Consider the following 19,065-nt stretch of genomic DNA (forward strand, 5'->3'; position numbering starts at 1 on the left):
GGGTGCAGGCGGAGTCGTCGGCGCCGACGGGGCGGTACCGGTACACGCGCGCGTCGGACCAGTGGTGGTGGTCCGAGGGGCTCTACGCCATCTTCGGCTTCGCCCCTGGCGAGGTCGTGCCCACAGCAGCGCTCATGTCGCACCACCAGCACCCCGACGACCGCGCACGCTTCGCGCGCCTGCTGGAGCAGCAGCTCCACGGCGGCAGGGCGTTCGGCTGCCTCAACCGCCTCCTCGACGCGAGCGGCCGGCAGCGCTGGGTGACCTGGATCGGCGAGGGCACCGACACCGCCGACGGGACGAGCGCCTCCGGCACGGTGGAGGGCCACGCGGTCGACGTGACCGACCAGCAGGAGCGCGCGGTCGCCGAGCAGGCCAACTGGCACGTCGGGCGGGCGCTGGCCTCCCGGGAGGTCATCGACCAGGCCAAGGGCGTCCTCATGGTGGTGTACCAGACCAGCAGCGACGACGCCTTCGGCCTGCTGCGCTGGGCGTCGCAGCGCGGCAACGTCAAGCTCACCGTGCTCGCGGGTCAGCTCCTCGACGCGGTCCGCGGCGGCCTCGACCTGGGACCGACCGCCCGCCAGCGGGTCGACGACGTCATCTCCGCCCTTCTCACCACGCGCAACGGGCGCCACGCGGAGGACGGCACGCTGGACGGCGCGACGGCCGCGCTGGACGGCGTCCGCCCCGCCGCGGAGCGGGCCCCCGAGCGGCACGAGCGCCTGCGCACCACCCTCGTCCTCGAGGGCCGCACGCCCGTGCTGCGGGTCAGCGGCGAGGTGGACCTCGCCACCGCCCCGGAGTTCTCCTCCGCCCTCAACCGGCTCGTCAGCGCCGGGCGCGTCCCGGGTCCCGTGGTGGTGGACCTGCGGGACGCCACGCACGTAGGGTCGGTGGGAGTCACGATGCTGATCGTGGCGAACCGGCGGTGCGAAGCGGCGTCGACCCCGCTGCGCATCGTCGTCGCGCCGGGGACGGCCAGTCTGAGCCTCGTCCCGGGGCACGGCCTCGCGCTGTTCCCCTCCCCCGTCGCGGCGCTGGGGGTCTGACCCCGGCACCCCCCGAGCCGGCCGACACGTCCGGAGGTGGGCGCGGTGGACGGCACGACGGGCGAGGCGGCGTCCCCGGGCAACGACCCCGTCGGTGACGACCTCGCCGCAGCGCTGCGTGCCTTCGACGAGGCCCCGGGGTTCTGGTGGGTGTTCGCGGGCCCCGAGCACCGCATCGTCGCCGCCAACGCCGGAGCCCGCGCCCTGTCCCCGCGCGCGGACCTCATCGGCCTGACCGCCCGCGAGGCCCACCCCGAGATCGAGGGCCAGAACCTCTTCGGGCTGCTCGACGACACCCTGCGCTCGGGGACCCCCTCCACCGCCGAGGAGTTCCGCGTCCAGATCGACTCCGACGGCGACGGGACGCTGGAGGAGCACGTCCTCAGCTGGACCGTCGCGCCCTGGCACGGCCGCGACGGCACCCGCCGCGGGGTGATGGCCCTCGGCGCCGACGTCACCGCGGCCGTCCGCGCCCGGCAGCGCGCCGAGGACGACGCGGCCGTGACCGGCGCCCGCTACCGCCGCACCCTCGACGTCGTCGCGGAGCTGCAACGCGCGCTGCTGCCCCCCAGCCTGCCCGTGCTGCCGTGCGTCGACCTCGCCGCCCGCTACCTGGTGGCCGGCGAGGAGCAGGCGGCCGGCGGGGACTGGTACGACGCCGTGGTCCTCGACTCGGGACGGGTGGCCCTGGTCGTCGGCGACGTCGTGGGTCACGGCCTGGCCGCCGCCAGCACGATGAGCCGGCTGGGGGCGGTCCTCGCGGAGCGGCTGCACGCGGGCGCACCCCCCGCCGAGGCCCTCGCCGCCCTGGACGGCGCCGCACGGCGCATCCCCGGCGCGGCGGGCACGACGGTGTGCGTGGCGGTGCTGGACGCGCCCACCGGGCGGCTGGAGTACTGCACTCGCGGGCACCCGCCACCGCTCGTCGTGGCGGCGGGCCGCGGCCGCTACCTGCCCGGGACGGGCGGCGGGACGCTCGGCTCGGGCCGCCCGGGCGCGGTGGGCACCGCCGAGCTGGACCCCGGCGACGTGCTCGTGCTCTTCACCGACGGCCTCGTGGAACGGCCGGGCGTCGCACGCGGGGACTCCCTGGCGGAGCTGGCGCGGGTGGCGGTGGACGTCGTCGCCGGCCGCGCGCTGCCGGTGGGGGCGCCCGGCTCGGCCGCCCAGCGCGTCTGCGGGCAGGTGGTGGAGCTGCTGACGCGGCGCGGCTACGGCGACGACGTGACGGTGCTCGCCGCCCAGGTCCGGGACCGGGTGCCGCCGCTGCGGCTGGACCTGCCCGCGGCGCCCGCCTCGCTGCCCCTGGCGCGGGACGAGCTGCGCTGGTGGCTGACGCACCTGGGCTGCAGCGAGGAGGACGTGCTGGCGGTCGGGCTGGGCGTGAGCGAGGCGCTGGCGAACTCGGTGGTGCACGCCTACCGCGGCAGGGCGCCCGGGCGGGTCCGGGTGGTGGCGGAGCTCGCTGACGACGGCTGCCTCCGGGTCGGCGTGGCCGACGACGGGCGGTGGCGCTCACCGTCACCGCTGCCCGGGGACTCCGGCCGGGGGCTGGGGATGCTGGCGGAGGTCGGGTCGGGGCCGTTCGTCGAGCGGAGCGAGACCGGCACGACCGTCTCCTTCGCCCGGCGGGTGCGCCACCCGCGCACGGCCGCGGCCGCTCCTCCCGGGCGGGCCGCGCCGCCCGTGGCGGGTGCCGCGCTGCGGGTGGTGGCGGCGCGGGACGCGGTGCACGTCCGCGGGGCCGTGGAGGAGGGCTGCGCCGAGCGGCTGCGGCTGGAGCTGCTGCACGCCTGCCGCGGCGGCGCGGTGGACCTCGTCCTGGACCTGCGGGAGGTGACGCACCTGGCCAGCGCGGGGGTGCGGGTGCTGGAGGACCTGCTCACCCTCACCGGGGCCGGCGACCGGTCCCTGCGGCTGGTGGCGCCCACGGGCAGCGCCGCGGCGTTCGTGCTGGACCTGGTGGAGCTGCCCCGGCTGGAGGCCCTGCCCTCCGACGGCTCCTGACGGCGCCCCTCCCCGGCCCGCGCACGCCTGACCGGACGCCGCCCGGCCACCTGCCATCCCGGCGATCTGCCCAGGAACCCCACACGAGCCCTCCGGCGCGCCGCTTACCCTGGACCCGTGCCCTTCCTCTCAGCGCTGCCGGTCGCAGACCTGGCCGCCTCCGTGGCCGCCGCCGCCCCAGCAGCCGCTCCGGCCCTGCTGCCCGACTGGCTGAACCCGCAGAACCTCCTGCAGGAGTTCGGCGATCATGCGTTCTGGGCGGCGGTGTTCATCGTCTTCGCGGAGTGCGGGCTGCTCATCGGCTTCTTCCTGCCGGGCGACTCGCTGCTCTTCACGGTGGGGATGTTCCTGGAGAGCGGCTACATCACCCACCCGGTGTGGCTGGCGTGCGCGATCCTCACGCTGTCCGCCTTCCTCGGCAACGTCTGCGGCTACGAGATCGGCCGGCGCGCCGGGCCCGCCGTCTTCGAGCGGCCCAACTCCCGCTTCTTCAAGAAGCAGCACGTGGAGAAGACGTCGGCGTTCTTCGCCAAGTACGGCGCCCGGGCGATCGTGCTGGCGCGCTTCGTGCCGATCGTACGGACCTTCATCACCGTCACGGCCGGGGCCGCCGCCATGCCGCGGCAGGCGTACTTCCTGTGGAGCGCCGTGGGTGCGGTGCTGTGGGCGACGGGGGTGACGCTGCTCGGCGTCTTCCTCGGCGGCATCCCCGTCGTCAAGGAGAACATCGAGGCGGGCCTGCTGCTCATCGTGGCGGTGTCGGTGCTCCCGATCGTCATCGAGGTGCTGCGCGCCCGTCTGCGCGACCGCGGCCGCGCCGGGACCGCGGCGGGCGAGAGCACCATCACCGACGTCGTCGCCGACGACATCGCGGACGTCACCGACGAGCCCGAGGACGCCCGCAGGCCCTGACGCGCGCCGCCGCGCCCCGCGAGACTCCGAGGCCGCCCGCCCCCCACCGGGGCGGGCGGCCTCCGTCCGCTCCGGGGGACCGGGCAGGATGTGCTGCGTGGCACGGCAGCGACTCCTCATCTCCCTGCGCTGGGCGGACATGGACGCCTACCGCCACGTGAACAACGTGGAGCTCCTGCGGATCCTGGAGGAGGCCCGCGTGCGGGTCTTCAGCCAGCCGCTGGGACGCGGCGGGGACTCCATGCTGGGCACGGGCATGGTCGTCGCCCGCCACGAGGTCGAGTACCTCGCGAGCCTCGACTACCGCCCCGAGCCGGTGGCGGTCGACCTGTGGGTGCACGCGGTCGGCGGGGCGAGCTTCGACGTGGGCTACGAGGTCCTCGAGCCCGACGGCGGGCCGGTCTACCTGCGGGCCACGACGTCGCTGGTCTCCTACGACTTCACCACCGGCCGCCCGCGCCGGCTCGACGACGAGCAGCGCGCGGCGCTGGAGGGGCTGCGGGACGCCCCGCCCGTGCTGCGCCGCGGCGGCAGGCGACCCGAGGCGGCCGCCGACGCGGGCCCCGCCGCCGGCTGAGACGCCCGGGAGGAGCACGTGTCGGAGTGGCTGGCCGGGATCTTCTCCCCCGACCTCGCCTCCCTGGGGGCGGCGGCGGTCTACGCCGTTGTCTTCGGCATCGTCTTCGCCGAGTCGGGGATCCTGCTCGGCTTCTTCCTCCCCGGTGACACGGTCCTCTTCACCGCCGGCCTGCTCGCCGCTGCGGAGGGCAGCCCCCTGTCGCTGGCCGTGCTGGTGGCGGGGGTGACGCTCGCGGCGGTCCTCGGCGACGCGGTCGGCTACTGGTGCGGGCGCCGCCTCGGCCGCCCGTGGCTGCTGCGGCGGGCGGGCCGGATGGCGCGGCACCTGCCCGCGGCGGAGTCCTTCTACGAGCGCTGGGGGTGGGGGGCGGTCGTCGCCTGCCGGTTCTTCCCCTGGATCCGCACCTTCACGCCGATCGTGGCGGGCACCGCGCGGATGCCGTACCCGCGCTTCGTCACCGCCAACGTCGCCGGCGCCCTGCTGTGGGGCGCGGGGCTGGTGCTCACCGGCTACGCCGCGGCCTCCGTGCCGTGGGTGAAGCACGCGGCCTACGCGGTGGCGGTCGTCGCCATCTCCGCGTCGCTGGCCGGGCCGGTGGCCGCGGGCGTCCGGCGGCTGCGGCAGCGTCGGGCCGGGCGGGCGCTGCCGTGACCGGCCCGCTGCGCGACGGCAGGGTCGACAGCTCGCTGCGCGACGGCCTGGCGGCACCGGTGCGGACGGAGACCGTCGTGGAGCGCTCCCGCTTCGTGTGCACCCTGCTGCCCGCCCTGGACGCGGCGGCGGCCGATGCCGCGGTGGCGGCGGTGCGCGCGGAGCTGACGGGCGCGGGCCACCACTGCACCGCCGCGGTCCTCGGCCTCGACGGCGCCGAGCAGCGCAGCGGCGACGACGGGGAGCCGGCGGGGACGGCGGGCGCCCCCATGCTGGCGGCCCTGCGGGCGTCGGGGCTGTCCGGGCTGGTGGCGGTGGTCAGCCGCTGGTTCGGCGGCACCCTGCTCGGCACGGGCGGCCTGGTGCGCGCCTACGGCGGGGCGGTCTCGCACGCGCTGGAGCAGGCGCCGGTGCTGCGGCGGCGGGCGGCGGAGCGGGTGCTGCTCACCGCGGGCCACGCCGCGGCCGGGCGCACCGAGGGGGAGCTGCGCCGCTGGCTGGCCGCCTCCGGCGGGGTGCTGCTGGACGCGACGTGGGCGGCGCAGGGGTGGCGGGCGGAGGCGGCTGTGCCCGCGGGGTCGCTGCCGGGGCTGGAGCAGGTGGTGGCGGCGCTGCGCTCGGGAGGTCCGGATCCGCGGCTGGAGCTGCTGGGCGCGACCGTGCTCGAGGACCCCCCCGGGCAGGCCCGGTAGGCGGCTCCGCTCAGCAGGCGAGCACGACCTGGTTGCGGCCGCTGCGCTTGGCCGCGTACAGGGCCTCGTCGGCCGCCGCGATGAGGCCGTCGGCGTCGTGGCCGTGGACGTGGAGGACCGACACCCCGGCGGAGACGGTGACGCGCACGGCCGCCGCCCCGCTCACGATCACCCCGTCGCCGCCGCCGACGGGGCGCAGGGCCGGCAGGGGCACCCGCAGCCGGGAGCAGTTCTCCCGGATCTGCTCCGCGCGCCGCTGCGCCGCCTCGCCGTCGATGCCGGGCAGCAGCAGGAGGAACTCCTCCCCGCCGTAGCGGGCCACGACGTCGCCGTCGCGCACCCCGGCCACCAGCACGCGCGCCACCCGGCGCAGCACCTCGTCGCCCGCGAGGTGGCCGTGGGTGTCGTTGACCGCCTTGAAGTGGTCGACGTCGACGAGCACGAGCGCCAAGGGCTCGTCCTCCTCGTGGGCGCGCACGAGGGCGGAGTCCAGGACGTCGAGGAGGTGCCGGCGGTTGTGCAGGCCGGTGAGGGGGTCGCGCACGGCCTCCTCCTGCAGCCGCTCCCGCAGGCGCTCGATGACGACGATCTGCTCCTGGAGGCGCTGGTTGGCGCGGGCGAGATCGCTGACGTCGCGCACCACCACGACGCGGGCGAGGACCTCGCCGCGGTGGCCGTGCACGACGGTGGTGCGGGCGTCCAGGTGCACGCCGGGGGCCGCCTCGACGACCCGGTGCCCCTCGTCGCCGAGCGGGCGGATGACGTCCTCGCCCAGCACCTCCTCCACGCCGAGGCCGACGGCGTCGGCGTCGGCCCCGGCGTGGAAGAGGTCCGGGCGCAGCCGCGGCAGGAGGACGCGGGCGGCGGCGTTGGCGTCGACGACGCGGCCGGTGGAGTCGAGCACGAACACCGCCTCGCCGATGGTGTCCATCACCCGGGCGCGGGCCACGGGGACGAGCTGGAGCAGGCCCTGGCGGAAGACGGCGCGGAAGTGCACGAGCGCGGAGACGGCGAAGAGGAAGGGCAGCGGGTCGACCCCGTGGGTCTCCGGTTCCCAGGAGAGCACGGTCGCGGCGCCCACGAACGGCACCGACGCCCCGACGAGGAGGCTGTCGAGCTGGCGCCGGAACACCGGCCCGACGCGGCGGCGGGCGGCGACGAGGCAGGCCAGGCCTCCGCCGAGCAGGAGGTAGCAGTAGGAGACGTGCACCCAGAAGAGGGACCCGAAGCCGATGTCACCCCCCGGCGCGGTGGCGGGCGTGAAGAACGCGCCGTGCCAGGAGTTGGTGGCGACGGCCGTGAGCACCAGCGCCGGGGCCACCGCGAGGAGCGCGCCGATGCGCCGCCGCAACCGCCAGGCCGGGTCGAGCACGCTGCGGCAGAAGGCGAACGCGGCCGCGATGCTGGCGTGGACGGCGGTGTAGTCCAGCACCAGGAGGAGGGTGCGCGTCGCGGCGCCGACGTGGTGGGCGCGGGCGACGTTCAGTGCGGCGTCGAAGCCCGCCCACACCCCCACGCACACGAGTGCGACGGCCAGCGGGACGGCGGCGGGCGCCCTGCCCCGGCGGTGCCAGGCGACGCCCGCGACGGACCAGCAGAGGACGAGGAGCGCGGCGGCGAGTGCGACGACGACCGCCTCGCCCATGATCGCCTCCCCGCCCGCCTCCCCTGGCGGGAGACCCGGAAGACGACATCGGCCCGACGCGGGGTGCACCTGAGCCCCCGTCACCCCGACGGGGGCTCAGGTGCGGTCCGGGTTCAGTCCCGCGGCGGTTCGGCCCTGGTGGCGCCGGCGGCGCGCGGGCCGGTGGCCTCGCCCGCCGCGGTGTCCTCCGCCAGGACGGCGGGCGCCTGCCGGGGCGACGGCTCCGGCAGGGGGTGCAGGCCGGCGACGGAGGCCACCAGGGAGGCCGGCGCCTTGGCGATGCGGGTGTTGTAGGCGCGCACCCCGGCGACGTGGTACGCGACGTCGCCGTCGAGGCGGCGCTGGCTGTCGGCGAGCGCGCGGCGGGCACCGGCGTCGTCGGCGGCCGCGGTCTGCAGCTCGTCGCGGCGGGCGCGCTGGCGGTCGGCCTGCTGCCCGGCGGTGGTGGCGAGGTCGCGCATGCGCAGCAGCGCGGTGCGGGTCGTCCAGCCCCAGGCGAGGAGGGCGAGGACGAGGAGCAGCACGACGACGAGGACGACGATCCCGGTGGTGCCCACGGCGCTCAGCCCTCCAGCCCGAGGTCGGCCAGCCCGAACGCGGCCCGGTACTCCAGGCCGGCGGCCTCGACGCGCTCGCGGGCGCCGGTGTCGCGGTCGACGATCACCGCGACGCCGACGACGGTCGCGCCGGCCTCGCGCAGGGCCTCCACGGCGGTGAGGACGGAGCCGCCGGTGGTGGAGGTGTCCTCCACGGCGAGCACGCGGCGCCCGGCGACGTCGGGACCCTCGATGCGCCGCTGGAGGCCGTGGGTCTTCTCGGCCTTGCGGACGACGAAGGCGTCGAGGGGGCGCCCGCCGTGGGAGTCGGCCCAGCCCGCGGCGTTGGCGGCGTGCACCATCGACAGCGCGACGGGGTCCGCGCCGAGGGTGAGCCCGCCGACGGCCTCGAAGTCCCAGCCGGCGACGAGGTCGAGCATGACGGGCCCGATGAGGGGGGCGGCCTCCCCGTCGAGGCTCGTGCGGCGCAGGTCGACGTAGTAGTCGGCCTCCTTGCCGGAGGCGAGGGTGACCCGGCCGCGCACGACGGCGCGCTCGGTGATGAGGGCGGCGAGGCGCTCGCGGGCGGCGCCGGTGGCGGAGGTCGTCGCGGGAGGGCTCGCGGGGGTCGGGGAGGAGGCGCTCACGCTGCCGAAGCGTAGTTCCCGGCGGGCCCGGCCCGGGACGTGCTCGCGCCCGGGCGGTGGCGGGGTGCTCAGGCGGCCAGCGGTGCCGGTCCGGCGGGGCGGGGGCGCTCGGCCAGGTTCATCGCGGGGATCGTCCAGTGGGTCAGGGGCCCCATGGCGAGGGCGAAGACCACCGTGCCGGCGCCGACGCTCCCGCCGAGGAGCCAGCCGAGGGCCAGCGCGGACACCTCGACGGTGGTGCGGACCGCCCGCAGGGAGTGCCCGCGCGCGGCGAGGCCGGTGGAGAGCCCGTCGCGGGGGCCTGGGCCGAGGCCGGCGCCGATGTAGGCGCCGCTGGCGACGGCCGCCAGCGCGACGCCCGCGAGGAGGAGGGTGACGCGGGCGGCGCCTCCCGTGGGGGCGGGCACCAGCGCGAGGGTGGCGTTGATCGTGAGGCCGATGACGAGGACGTTGGACACGGTGCCGAGGCCGGGTCGCTGCCGGATGGGCAGCCAGAGCAGCAGCACGACGGCGCCGACGAGGATGGACCACGTCCCGACCTGCAGGCCGAAGGTGCGGCTGAGGCCCTGGTGCAGGACGTCCCACGGTGGCACGCCGAGCCCGGCGAGCAGCATCAGCCCGTGGCTGGCCCCGAAGAGCAGCAGGCCCGCGTAGAGCAGGCCGATGCGCAGCAGGAGGCGGTCTCCCGGGAGGGGCAGCAGGAAGCGGGACATGGGTCGAGGGTGGCAGGATTGGCCTGGTCTCGACATAGCCAAGCCGGTCGCACTGGCCTGGCCGACCCCGGAGGAGGCCGCGGTGCCGGTCCTGCCCCCCCGCCAGGTGGCGACGCTGCTGCGGCCCTACCTCGTCAGCGGCCCCGCCTACGCCGGGGTCGCCGCCGGCCTGCGCTCCCTGCTGCTCGACGGGCGCCTGCCCTCCGGCAGCCGCCTGCCCTCCGAGCGCGACCTCGCCGCCGCCCTCGGCGCCAGCCGCACCACCGTGACGGCCGGCTACGACCTGCTGCGCGAGCAGGGCTTCGTGCGCAGCCGCCGCGGCGCCGGCAGCACCCTGCTGCTCCCCGACTCCCGGGCGGTGCGCCCGCTGGTGCCCGGCTCGGCGCTCGACCCCGCCGCCGGTGCCGCCGAGCGCGACGACGTCCTCGACCTGGCGGTGGCGGCCCTGCCCGCGCCCTCCGTGCTGGCCGAGCTCGCCCACGAGGCGGCCGACGCGCTGCCCGCGGTCCTCGGCGGGCACGGGCTGCACCCCCTGGGGCTGCCGGCGCTGCGCGAGGCCGTCGCCGAGCGGTTCAGCGCGCGCGGCCTGCGCACCGACGCCGGGCAGGTGCTCGTGACGTCCGGCGCGCTGCACGGCTGGGACCTGGTGCTGCGGGCGCTGGCCCGTCCCGGCGCGCGCGTCCTGGTGGAGCAGCCCAGCTACCCCTCCGTGCTCGACGCCGTCCTGGCGCGCGGCCTGCGCCCCGTCCCGCTGCCGGTCAGCGCGGACGGCTGGGACCTCGTGGCCGCACCGGACCTGCCGGGGCTGGCGCACGTGACGCCGGACGCGCAGAACCCCACCGGCCTCATCGCCTCGGCCGAGCAGCGGCGGGAGCTGCTGGCGGCGCTGCCGTCGGCGACCTTCGTGGCGGACGAGACGTTCGCGGACCTGCTGGACCCCGGCGTCGTGGAGGCCGGCCCGCCGCCGCCGCTGGCCGCGCTGGCACCGCCGGGACGGGTGCTGACCGTGGGCTCGCTGAGCAAGTCGGTCTGGCCGGGGCTGCGGGTCGGCTGGGTGCGGGCGCCCGCGGACGTGGTGCGTCGGCTGGCGACGGCGCGGGGCGGGCAGGACCTCGCCTCCCCCGTCCTCGAGCAGCTGCTGGCGGTCGCGGTCCTGGCGCGGGGCGGGACGGTGCTCGCCGAGCGCCGGGAGCTGCTGCGCCGCCGCCGGCAGGCCCTGCTGGCCGCGCTCGCCGAGCACGCCCCGACGTGGCGGATCGACCCGCCGCAGGGCGGGATGGTCGCGTGGATCGACCTGGGCGAGTCGGTGAGCACGGCACTGGCGGAGCTGGCCGCGACGCGGGGCGTGCGGCTGGCGCCGGGTCCCCGCTTCGGGCTCGGCGGCACGCACGACCGGTTCCTGCGGCTGCCGTTCACCCTCGCCGAGGAGGAGTACGCCCCGCTGGTGCGGCGGCTGCACGAGTGGGCGCAGCAGCTGCGGCCGGCGCAGGGGCGCGCCGGCCGCCGGGAGCGCCCCGGCACCTGGACGGCGTGAGCGGGACCGGCGCGGCCGCGGGGCCGGGTGTCGGGACGCGCGGGTAGCCTCGCGGCCGTGCGCCTGGCCACTTGGAACGTGAACTCCGTCCGCGCCCGCCTCGACCGGGTCCTGGCCTGGGTGCAGCGCAGCGACGTCGACGTGGTGGCGCTGCAGGAGACGAAGTGCAAGGACGCGCAGTTCCCCGCGCAGCCGTTCGAGGACCTCGGCTACGCCGTCGCGCACCACGGGCTGTCGCAGTGGAACGGGGTGGCGCTGCTGTCGCGGGTGGGGCTGGAGGACGTGCGGACGACGTTCGCGGCCGACTGCCCCCCGTTCGGCGACCCGCCGGTCGTGGAGGCCCGCGCGATCGGGGCGCTGTGCGGCGGGGTGCGGGTGTGGAGCCTGTACGTGCCCAACGGCCGCGGCCTGGACGACCCGCACTACCCGTACAAGCTGGCGTGGCTGGAGGCCCTGCGCGCCGGCGGCGAGCGGTGGCTGGCGGAGGACCCGCAGGCGCCGGTGGCCCTCTGCGGGGACTTCAACATCGCCCCGACCGACGAGGACGTCTGGGACGTCTCGGTCTTCGAGGGCTCGACGCACGTGACCGAGCCCGAGCGGGCCGCCTTCCGCGCCCTCACCGAGACCGGCTTCGCGGACGTGGTCCGCCCGCACGCCCCGGGCCCGGGGGTCTACACGTACTGGGACTACCAGCAGCTGCGCTTCCCGAAGCGGCAGGGCATGCGGATCGACTTCGTCCTGGGGTCCCCGGCGCTGGCGGCGCGGGTGCGCGGGGCGCTGATCGACCGCGAGGAGCGCAAGGGCAAGGGCGCCTCCGACCACGCGCCGGTGGTCGTGGACCTGGACGACTGAGCCCTTCCGGCCGGCACGGCCGGGGGCCCGGAACTCACCCTCGTGCCACTGGTCCGAACGGGTATCGCGGCGCGACGTCGGCGGCGGGCGCTCACTACTGTCCCTGGCGTGCGAGCACCCGTGAGCAGCCGTGACGTCGAGGAGGCGGAGGTGACCGCCGCCCTCGACGCCCGGGGGCAGCAGGCCGTCGCCGACCTCCTGGAGACCTGGGCCTACACGCCCCAACCGGGCGACACCGTCTCCATCGGGCGCCTGCTGATCGCCGCGAGCGAGCACCGCGTCTACGCGGGGGACCCCCACGGCGCGCTGCGCCTGGCGCAGCGGGCGGTGGAGACCGGTGACGACGTGCCGCCGGACGCGCGCTGCTACGTCGTCTCCGCGCTGCTGGCCTGCGGGCGCGGCGAGGAGGCGTGGGTCCTGACGGAGCGCGTGATGGCCGACCACGTCCGCGCGGACGCAGAGGTGTACCTGTTCCTCGGGGAGACGTACGGCTGGTACGGCGAGGCGGCGGCGGCGGCGCAGGTCTTCGGGCGGGGGCTGTTCCGCTGCGCCGGCGACAGCGAGGCGGTGGAGTCGCTGCTGGGCGCCTGGCGCCGCTCCCGGGCGGCCCGCTCCGGCCGGATCGACCTGGACGACCTGCCGGGCCAGCGCGTCCCCCACTGACGCCGGTCGAGGGGCCCTGGGTGTACCGGGCCAGGACGTGTCCTGCGGATCAGGGAGCCACCTCAAGCTGGCGATGATCGCGCCCTCAGCGCGGCGGAGTCGGATGTCTCAGCGGTGCTAGTGCGGCTTGGTGAAGGGGAGGCTGATCGTTCGCGGGCCGACCTCGACGGACGCGGCCTGCGGGAGCCCGTGCCACCAGCACGCCCAGAGCCAGCCGATGTGGTGGATGGTGGGCTCGGTGCCATCGGTGAGACGGACATGGACGTCGACCCCGCCTCCCTCCGGTACCTCGCCGAACAGAGACCAGCCGGTGGGTGAGCCGTCCCATGACCCGCCGCGGCCGGTGATGGCTGCCTGCCCGGTCCACTTCCCCCAGTCCAGCTCGTCGGCGGTGCTGCGGCCGGCGAGCTCCTCCTGGTGGAGCTGCAGGTGCGTCTCGCGCCAGTAGCCGTCGCCGCGCCACTGCAGCACCCAGTCGCAAGTGGGGATGACCAAGGACTTGATGTCCTGACGGTCGGGCTCGGTCACGTCGTCTCCCTGCTGGTGCGAAGACTCCGACGCTAGTCAGTAGGGCAGACCGCGAGCAGCAGCTTGGACACGGTGTGCTCAGCCACCGCGATGGCGCCCTCAGCGCGTCAAAGTCGTGCGTTCGCCAGCTAGTGCCTGACATCGTTGCTGGATGCGCGTAGAGGACGCGGCCCCCGTGACGCCAGCTGGGAGGTCGACCGGCCGGTCTACCGCGTCTACTTCTGGGAGCGGTCGCCGTCGGACCCGCAGAGTGGATGGTCCTGCCACGAGCACCGGCTGCATGACGTGCAGGATGCCCACGAGGTCCTCCAGTGGGCGCGGAAGCATGCCGAGGGCCGCACCCCTGTCGTGTATGTCGAAGCACTCGACGACGGCCAGCTTGGGCTGCTCCGGCTGCACGGCGCGGACCCCAACGCTGCCGCCCCCGAGCCCGGCCCGGAGCGGATGGCTTCTGCCAAGGGCTGACGAGGGCGCGTACGCGCACGCAGCGCGTCATGAGCATGCACGTCTCATGGGGGTCACTGGCGTGTCGGCTCGGCGCCGTTCCACGCCCAGAAGGCGGAACCGAGGAGGGCGAAGCAGGGAACGGCGATCGCGACGCCGAGGAGTCCGGCGCTGGTGACGCCTATGAACGCGGCGGGTAGCAGGATCAACCAGGTGAGGCCGAAGGGCGTGGCGATGGTGCGGCGTGCCGGCTTCCTCGGCGTTCCCCGGGGGGTGAGCGTCCACGAACCCGGCTCGTGCGCCAGCAGCCGGCCGGCGGGAGTGAGGCGGTGCCCGTCGGGCAGGACGATGACGGCCCTGCCGCCGCGGCAGGGGTAGACGGTGACGGGCGTGAGGGCTCCCGCGATCTGGTCGAGCACCGGTTCCCACACCACCGCCTGGTAGTACCGGTCCTGGATGGAGCTCACCTGCGCCTTCCGCCCCGAGCTGAGCCGGTGCAGGAGCTTGCGGCGCGCCGGCAGGGGAGGCTCGGTGAGGGAGGAGGGCGGCATGAGGGCTGCGAAGGTGCGCCTGCCGCGCTTGTACTGAGCGCCCATGACGATCAGCTCCATCGGTGTTCCGGTCGAGGTTCCCACTGCTGCCGCAGCCCAGCGGTTGCGCCCGAGCCGGACCGCCCAGCCCAGCAGCCACACCAGCCCCGTCGACACCCCGAGGAAGCCGGTGAACATCGCATCCTCGCCGGGCCCGGACGCTCGTTCCAGGTCGGCGGGGAACACCTCCCCGGATGGGTCGGCGGGGTCGTAGCGCACCGCGAAGGGCACACCGACCGCGGCGTCGGCCTCGGCGTGGACGTAGAAGTCGTCGCGGTGCGCGTCCCCGCCCGCGTCGGTCCACTCCACCGTCACGTCGAGCTCGTCCTCGCCGAAGACGTCGACGACCCCACCGGCGGCGACTGCCGTAGCCCGCGCGTACTGCTCCTGCGCTGCAGACCACAGCGCGAAGGTGGACCCGCCCAGCACGGTGCAGGCGGTCACGATGGACGCGATCCCCACCAGGGTGCTTCCTCGCACCCCGAGCCGATCCACCCCGCTCATACGGCAGGAGCCGGTTCCACCGGCGTCATCGACGCCTCGCGACTCCACCGCAGCCACACGATGGAACACAGCACGGCGCAGCCGAACGCGCCCAGGGGCCACAGCATGCGAGTGATCAGGTGGGCGACGTTGTCGACCGACTGCGGGGAGGCGGGGTCGTAGACGACCGGGACCTGCTGACCGACGCGGTAACCCTCGTTGCCGACCTCCGAGGCCACCGACGTCCCATCGGCTAGGCGAAAGGTGATGCCCGCGAGGGCGAAGTTGGTGCGAGCCCCCTCGCTCACGTACAGGGAGGTGACGGTCGCGGTGGTCTCAACGCCCCGGGTGCTGAGCGTCACGGCCTCATATGTGAACAAGGCCCCGAAGGCGAGTGAGGCGGCGACGACGACGGCGAAGAAGGTGTGTGCGCCCCATTTCTCAAGTCGGTTCGACCAGGAGGCGGGATCGTCGTCTTCCGGCGGGCGCCGGTCGAGGCTGGGGACGTGCGGATGGCCAGGGGAGGCGCGATGGCGCGGGCTCCTGGCCCGGCCCGAACGGACGTGGGAGGATCCAGCCGGTCGCGGGTCGTGGCCGGTCACCGGCGGGGCCAGCATCGCCGAGAAGGCTGGCCTCGACCCACGGTCCACGCACGCACGTCGTCCATGGTGCCGCACCGGCTCGACCAGGTAAGGCGTTAAGCGCCGACCACTACAGCGCGTCACCCCCTCGGCTCACGGGCGCTGACCGATCGGCTCATCACGCCGGTCGACACACCACTGAGAGCTGTCAATGCGCCTGCCAACATGCCAGCCGCCGAAGCGGGCGATCCCGCCGTTGAGTGCTCGCTCATCGACAAAGCGCGGTCTCAACCGGCTGTTGCAACGAGCACCTTGTGGAGCGCTTGGCGGGGAGTCTGCCATGACAGAGTCTGGCGGGGTCGGTCGTTGAGTTCCGCGGCGGTGGCGTCGAGGTCGGCTTGGGTGTGCCGGCTGAGGTCGCTGCCCTTGGGGTAGTACTGCCGCAGCAGCCCGTTGGTGTTTTCGTTCGAGCCTCGCTGCCAGGGGTGGTGGGGGTCGGCGAAGAACACCGGGCAGCCGGTGGCGATGGTGAATCCGGCGTGCGCGGCCATCTCGCTGCCGTTGTCCCAGGTCAGTGACCGCAGCAGGTGCGCGGGCAGGCGCTGGGCCAAGGTGGAGAGGACCTCGACGACAGCGTCGCTGCCGCGCCCGGCGGGCAGCTGACCCAGCAGGACGTAGCGGGTGCTGCGCTCGACGAGGGTGATGACGGCGCTGGCGTTGTTCTTCCCGATGATCAGGTCACCTTCCCAATGGCCGGGGACGGCTCGATCCGCGGCCTCGGGTGGTCGGGTGGAGATGTTGAAGCCGGCTGCCCAAGGCCGGCGGGAGTGCACGACCCCGGCGACCTCGCTCTGGTGGCGGCGCACGGCCCGTCCGCTGCGCAGTGCGACCTGGCGGGTCAGCTCCGCCCGCAGATTGCCCCGGCCCTGGACGTAGATGGCCTGGTAGATCGTCTCGTGGGACACCTGCAGCTCCGGCTGGTCGGGGAAGTTCTCCCTCAACCATGCCGAGATCTGCTGCGGTGACCAGCGCCGGGCCAGCTTGTTGACCACCGTGCGGCGCAGCAGGGTGGAGGTGCCCACTCCCCACTGCGGGCACCAGCCCCGCCCCCGGCTGTTGGGCTCGAAGCCGAGCTTGCACCCGCGCGGGCGCCGGGCGCGGGCGTCGGCTCGGATCTGCGCCCGCCGGGCCTGGTATCCCCAGCGGTAGAGCCCGTCCCCGCCTCGCCGGGTGCGTCGACGCTCCAGACGCTCACGCAGCGCCCGGCCACCGTGCTTGGGCCCATGACGGGCACTGTTGTTGCGCTTGATCTCCCGCCAGACCGTGCTGCGGTCACGGCCCAACGCGGTCGCCATCTGCGGGATCGACCACCCCGCCACCCACCACGCCTCGATCCGCACCCGCTCCGACTCACCCAACCGCGCACCCGGCATCGGCATCGGCATCGGCATCGGCATCGGCATCGGCATCGGCATCGGCACACCCTCCCAACCCCATCACCACGGCGTTGCAACAACCGGTTGAGACCGCGAAGGCGGATGTCCAGCGGCAACCATGATCGTGTTCCGCCGGGGTCTTGTGCGGGCGTGCGTGCTGACATCTGCGCGCCTCGCTAGGGGGCTGCCGCGCCTGAGAGAGTCGAGACGTGGAGGCGGGTGCAGAGGCCGGTGTGCCGTTCGCGAGCCTGCTCGCCGGCGTGGTGGGTCTGGCTCCGTGGAGTGCCTGGCAGGGCGTGGGCAGCATGCTGACGCTGGAGTTCGGGGAACCGCAGCCGGAGGACGCGGCGGGGCACGCGCGGGGGAGCTGGTCGCTGTGGGTGCAGATGGCCTCGTGGCGGATCGAGGCCGGCCGGGAGCTGCTGGCGGGCTCGGAGGACTCCCGGGAGGTCATCGCCGAGGCGCTGGATCGCATTTGCGGCCGCCGGCTGACCGGCGTCAGCGCGGACGGGCCGGTGCTGGATGCGACGTTCGACTTCGAGGGGGTGAGGTTGAAGACGTTCAGTATCTACGCCCACCCCGCCCAGGACGGTGAGCCGTACGACAACTGGATGTTCTTCTGCCCGGATCGTCGAGTCCTCGTGGTGGGGCAGGACGAGCGCTGGTCCTTGGACGCTTCCGACATGGTGGAGCAGTCGCTCGACCGTCCACGAGGCGGGCCCCAGGCCCAGTCCGGCGGGATGCAAGTCGGACACGCCGCTGCGGCGTCGGGCGTGGCGGTCCTGGGCGCGACCATGTCGCCGGCTCAGGCGCCCTTCGCCGACTTGCTGCGCGGGGCGTTCGGGTTGCTGGCGGCGCAGGTGCATAGGCGCCGCCACGGTGCCCTCAGCCTGGAGCTGGTGGCCTCGAGGGGCGGAGCCGGTGGTGACGGTGAGGAGGATTGGTTCCTCATCGTCTGGGCCGCCTCCTGGCGCCTAGAGGAGAACGGTCAGATCCTGGCCGCTGAAGGGGACGAGGTGCCGGTCGTCGAGGCGGTCCTGACACGCCTGCAGGACCGGACGCTGACCGGCGTGAGCACAGACGGCCCCGCGCTGGACACGACCTTCGACTTCGGCGGGCTCCTCCTGCGCACGTTCAGCGTCTGCACCCGCCCCGACGGCGACCACAACATTGCGAGCTGGGCGGTGTACCGGCCCAGCGGTGACGTCGTCGTGATGAAGTACGCAGGGACGTGGCAGACCCAACCGTGCGACCCGGCATGACCCGCACAAGGACCCTGCGTGAGCACGGTTCGCCATCAGCGCCGAGCTGTCAGCCGTCGCCAACGGCTGATCGACGAGCTGGCGGAGAAGAAGTGGCTCGAAGACCGCGGCGACTTGCAGGCATAGGAGCGGCTTGACGATCGCTCGCTCATCGACAAAGTCGGACGTCCGCTGGCGACCCATGATCGCGCAGTGAGGGCGGCAAAGTCGGATGTTCCGCCTGGTGGATCAGTCGGTGACGAGGGTGCCCTGGTGGTAGAGCACCTGCCATCCCGTCGCGGCGCGTCGCCACACCGTCACGCGTCGGCTGAGGCGCTGGTCCTGGCGCAGGGCGTAGGTGAGCAGGTAGGTGTCCCGGCCGAGGTCACGGCAGTGGAAGTCGGAGGTCTCCCACGGGTCCTCCCCGCCTGCGGCGTAGCGGCGCAGCAGAGCGTCCTTGACGAAGTCGCGGCTGTAGCGGCGGCCGGAGGCGCCGACCTCGAAGAAGTCGGGGGCCATCTGCTGCTCCAGGTCCTCGGCGCTTGTGCCCAGCTCGGGATGGTGGAAGAGCGGCTCCCGTGCCCGTAGCTCGGCCAGCACGGACAGGAGGGCTGGGTCCGTCGTCGGTAGCGGCTCAGCGTCGTTCACAGCGGCCATGATCGCGCCTGACCAGCGGCGATTGCGGATGTTCGGTCGTGACGCCGATGCGCGGGCGCCAGCACTACGCAGGTGCACGGTCGCGCTGGTTGAAGGGCTGGTCAGGGCCGTCCCAAGAGGCACAGCAGAAGCAGCGGCACACAGATGACCGCCTCCGGCACGGCCACCAGCAGCACGGTCACGCGGACGTTGGCTCGCTGCCTGAGGGCGATGGCGCCGGCAGCGGCGATGGGCGCGCAGACCGCGATGAGCGTCAGCGCCGTGGGGTGGTCACGGGCCGGGACCTCTGGATCCAGGACGAGCGGCAGCGTGGTCATGAAAGCGATCGGCAGCGCGACCATGAGCAGGAGCAAGCCGCCGACGCCCGCACCCAGCATTGACGCCATGCGGGGCTGCCGGTGCTCGCGGCTCGTCTCTGCGTCTGTCACGACACCTCTCCTCGGGGAGCTGCCTGGTGCTCAGCGCACCAACGGTAGGAGCTGTCGTCGTCACGACCCGTTCGATCAAGGCGATGAGCACTCGGCTGCCGCAGCATCGAGCGCGTACCTCCACCTGCCTGGCCGTTCATCGGCAAGCGCGTCACGGTGACCATCGTGATCGCGCACTCAGCGCGTCATGAGT

At 74.8% G+C, this 19,065-nt stretch carries 20 protein-coding genes; 10 read left to right on the forward strand and 10 right to left on the reverse strand.

Features of this window, described 5'->3' with window-relative positions:
* The first annotated feature begins 2 nt into the window (after nt 1-2).
* The 6 genes from CLV92_RS03505 to CLV92_RS03530 all read left to right on the forward strand — a co-directional run bounded on the left by CLV92_RS03505 (nt 3) and on the right by CLV92_RS03530 (nt 5,894).
* On the forward strand, nt 3-1,052 hold the full coding sequence (locus tag CLV92_RS03505) for an ANTAR domain-containing protein (protein ID WP_104431420.1): 1,050 nt from the start codon (nt 3-5) through the stop codon (nt 1,050-1,052).
* Between the two features lie 45 nt (nt 1,053-1,097).
* A complete protein-coding gene (locus CLV92_RS03510; RefSeq protein ID WP_158257115.1) occupies nt 1,098-3,059 on the forward strand; it encodes a SpoIIE family protein phosphatase in 1,962 nt (653 codons plus the stop codon).
* A gap of 117 nt (nt 3,060-3,176) precedes the next feature.
* Nucleotides 3,177-3,971, forward strand: coding sequence for a DedA family protein (locus CLV92_RS03515; protein WP_211290835.1), 795 nt, complete (start codon nt 3,177-3,179; stop codon nt 3,969-3,971).
* 97 nt (nt 3,972-4,068) lie between these two features.
* A complete protein-coding gene (locus CLV92_RS03520) occupies nt 4,069-4,548 on the forward strand; it encodes an acyl-CoA thioesterase (protein ID WP_211290836.1) in 480 nt (159 codons plus the stop codon).
* Nucleotides 4,549-4,566: 18 nt separating this feature from the next.
* The gene (locus CLV92_RS03525; RefSeq protein ID WP_211290837.1) at nt 4,567-5,202 is read left to right on the forward strand and encodes a DedA family protein; all 636 of its coding nucleotides are present in this window, start codon (nt 4,567-4,569) and stop codon (nt 5,200-5,202) included.
* The gene (locus CLV92_RS03530) at nt 5,199-5,894 is read left to right on the forward strand and encodes an IMPACT family protein (protein ID WP_170112716.1); all 696 of its coding nucleotides are present in this window, start codon (nt 5,199-5,201) and stop codon (nt 5,892-5,894) included. Before CLV92_RS03525 ends, CLV92_RS03530 begins: the two co-directional genes overlap by 4 nt.
* A gap of 10 nt (nt 5,895-5,904) precedes the next feature.
* On the opposite strand, the gene CLV92_RS03535 is transcribed toward CLV92_RS03530, so the two are convergent.
* The 4 genes from CLV92_RS03535 to yczE all read right to left on the reverse strand — a co-directional run bounded on the left by CLV92_RS03535 (nt 5,905) and on the right by yczE (nt 9,435).
* Nucleotides 5,905-7,539, reverse strand: a complete 1,635-nt coding sequence (locus CLV92_RS03535) for a histidine kinase N-terminal 7TM domain-containing diguanylate cyclase (RefSeq protein WP_104431423.1) — start codon at nt 7,537-7,539, stop codon at nt 5,905-5,907.
* A gap of 113 nt (nt 7,540-7,652) precedes the next feature.
* Nucleotides 7,653-8,096 carry a LemA family protein gene (locus CLV92_RS03540; protein WP_104431424.1) on the reverse strand — a complete coding sequence of 148 codons (444 nt, stop codon included), beginning with the start codon at nt 8,094-8,096 and terminating at the stop codon, nt 7,653-7,655.
* A 5-nt stretch (nt 8,097-8,101) separates the two neighbouring features.
* Complete coding sequence (pyrE, locus tag CLV92_RS03545) at nt 8,102-8,638, reverse strand: orotate phosphoribosyltransferase (protein WP_342762189.1); 537 nt, start codon at nt 8,636-8,638, stop codon at nt 8,102-8,104.
* A 152-nt stretch (nt 8,639-8,790) separates the two neighbouring features.
* Complete coding sequence (gene yczE / locus CLV92_RS03550) at nt 8,791-9,435, reverse strand: membrane protein YczE (protein ID WP_104431653.1); 645 nt, start codon at nt 9,433-9,435, stop codon at nt 8,791-8,793.
* Nucleotides 9,436-9,517: 82 nt separating this feature from the next.
* Between yczE and yczR the strand changes: the two genes are divergently transcribed.
* The 3 genes from yczR (at nt 9,518) to CLV92_RS03565 (ending at nt 12,484) form a co-directional block, all read left to right on the forward strand.
* Entirely contained in the window at nt 9,518-10,969 is a 1,452-nt protein-coding gene (yczR, locus tag CLV92_RS03555; RefSeq protein ID WP_158257116.1) for a MocR-like transcription factor YczR, read from the forward strand.
* A gap of 57 nt (nt 10,970-11,026) precedes the next feature.
* Nucleotides 11,027-11,821 carry an exodeoxyribonuclease III gene (locus CLV92_RS03560; RefSeq protein WP_104431427.1) on the forward strand — a complete coding sequence of 265 codons (795 nt, stop codon included), beginning with the start codon at nt 11,027-11,029 and terminating at the stop codon, nt 11,819-11,821.
* A 108-nt stretch (nt 11,822-11,929) separates the two neighbouring features.
* Nucleotides 11,930-12,484 carry a hypothetical protein gene (locus CLV92_RS03565; protein ID WP_146099396.1) on the forward strand — a complete coding sequence of 185 codons (555 nt, stop codon included), beginning with the start codon at nt 11,930-11,932 and terminating at the stop codon, nt 12,482-12,484.
* A 117-nt stretch (nt 12,485-12,601) separates the two neighbouring features.
* Here the strand turns inward: CLV92_RS03565 and CLV92_RS03570 are convergent, their stop codons facing one another.
* The 4 genes from CLV92_RS03570 to CLV92_RS03590 all read right to left on the reverse strand — a co-directional run bounded on the left by CLV92_RS03570 (nt 12,602) and on the right by CLV92_RS03590 (nt 16,543).
* Complete coding sequence (locus CLV92_RS03570) at nt 12,602-13,012, reverse strand: hypothetical protein (protein WP_104431429.1); 411 nt, start codon at nt 13,010-13,012, stop codon at nt 12,602-12,604.
* A 518-nt stretch (nt 13,013-13,530) separates the two neighbouring features.
* Nucleotides 13,531-14,508, reverse strand: a complete 978-nt coding sequence (locus CLV92_RS03580; protein WP_104431431.1) for a DUF3592 domain-containing protein — start codon at nt 14,506-14,508, stop codon at nt 13,531-13,533.
* A 38-nt stretch (nt 14,509-14,546) separates the two neighbouring features.
* Complete coding sequence (locus tag CLV92_RS23190; protein ID WP_425433554.1) at nt 14,547-14,891, reverse strand: DUF3592 domain-containing protein; 345 nt, start codon at nt 14,889-14,891, stop codon at nt 14,547-14,549.
* A 506-nt stretch (nt 14,892-15,397) separates the two neighbouring features.
* On the reverse strand, nt 15,398-16,543 hold the full coding sequence (locus tag CLV92_RS03590) for an IS30 family transposase (protein ID WP_425433556.1): 1,146 nt from the start codon (nt 16,541-16,543) through the stop codon (nt 15,398-15,400).
* Between the two features lie 212 nt (nt 16,544-16,755).
* Between CLV92_RS03590 and CLV92_RS03595 the strand changes: the two genes are divergently transcribed.
* Nucleotides 16,756-17,808: a hypothetical protein gene (locus CLV92_RS03595; RefSeq protein WP_146099399.1), complete on the forward strand. Its 1,053-nt coding sequence runs from the start codon at nt 16,756-16,758 to the stop codon at nt 17,806-17,808.
* A gap of 228 nt (nt 17,809-18,036) precedes the next feature.
* On the opposite strand, the gene CLV92_RS03600 is transcribed toward CLV92_RS03595, so the two are convergent.
* Nucleotides 18,037-18,435 (reverse strand): nuclear transport factor 2 family protein, encoded by a 399-nt coding sequence (locus tag CLV92_RS03600; RefSeq protein WP_425433555.1) that lies wholly within the window; start codon nt 18,433-18,435, stop codon nt 18,037-18,039.
* A gap of 110 nt (nt 18,436-18,545) precedes the next feature.
* Complete coding sequence (locus CLV92_RS03605) at nt 18,546-18,872, reverse strand: hypothetical protein (protein WP_104431436.1); 327 nt, start codon at nt 18,870-18,872, stop codon at nt 18,546-18,548.
* Between the last annotated feature and the right edge of the window lie 193 nt (nt 18,873-19,065).

This window comes from Kineococcus xinjiangensis (assembly GCF_002934625.1).
GTDB lineage: Bacteria > Actinomycetota > Actinomycetes > Actinomycetales > Kineococcaceae > Kineococcus_A > Kineococcus_A xinjiangensis.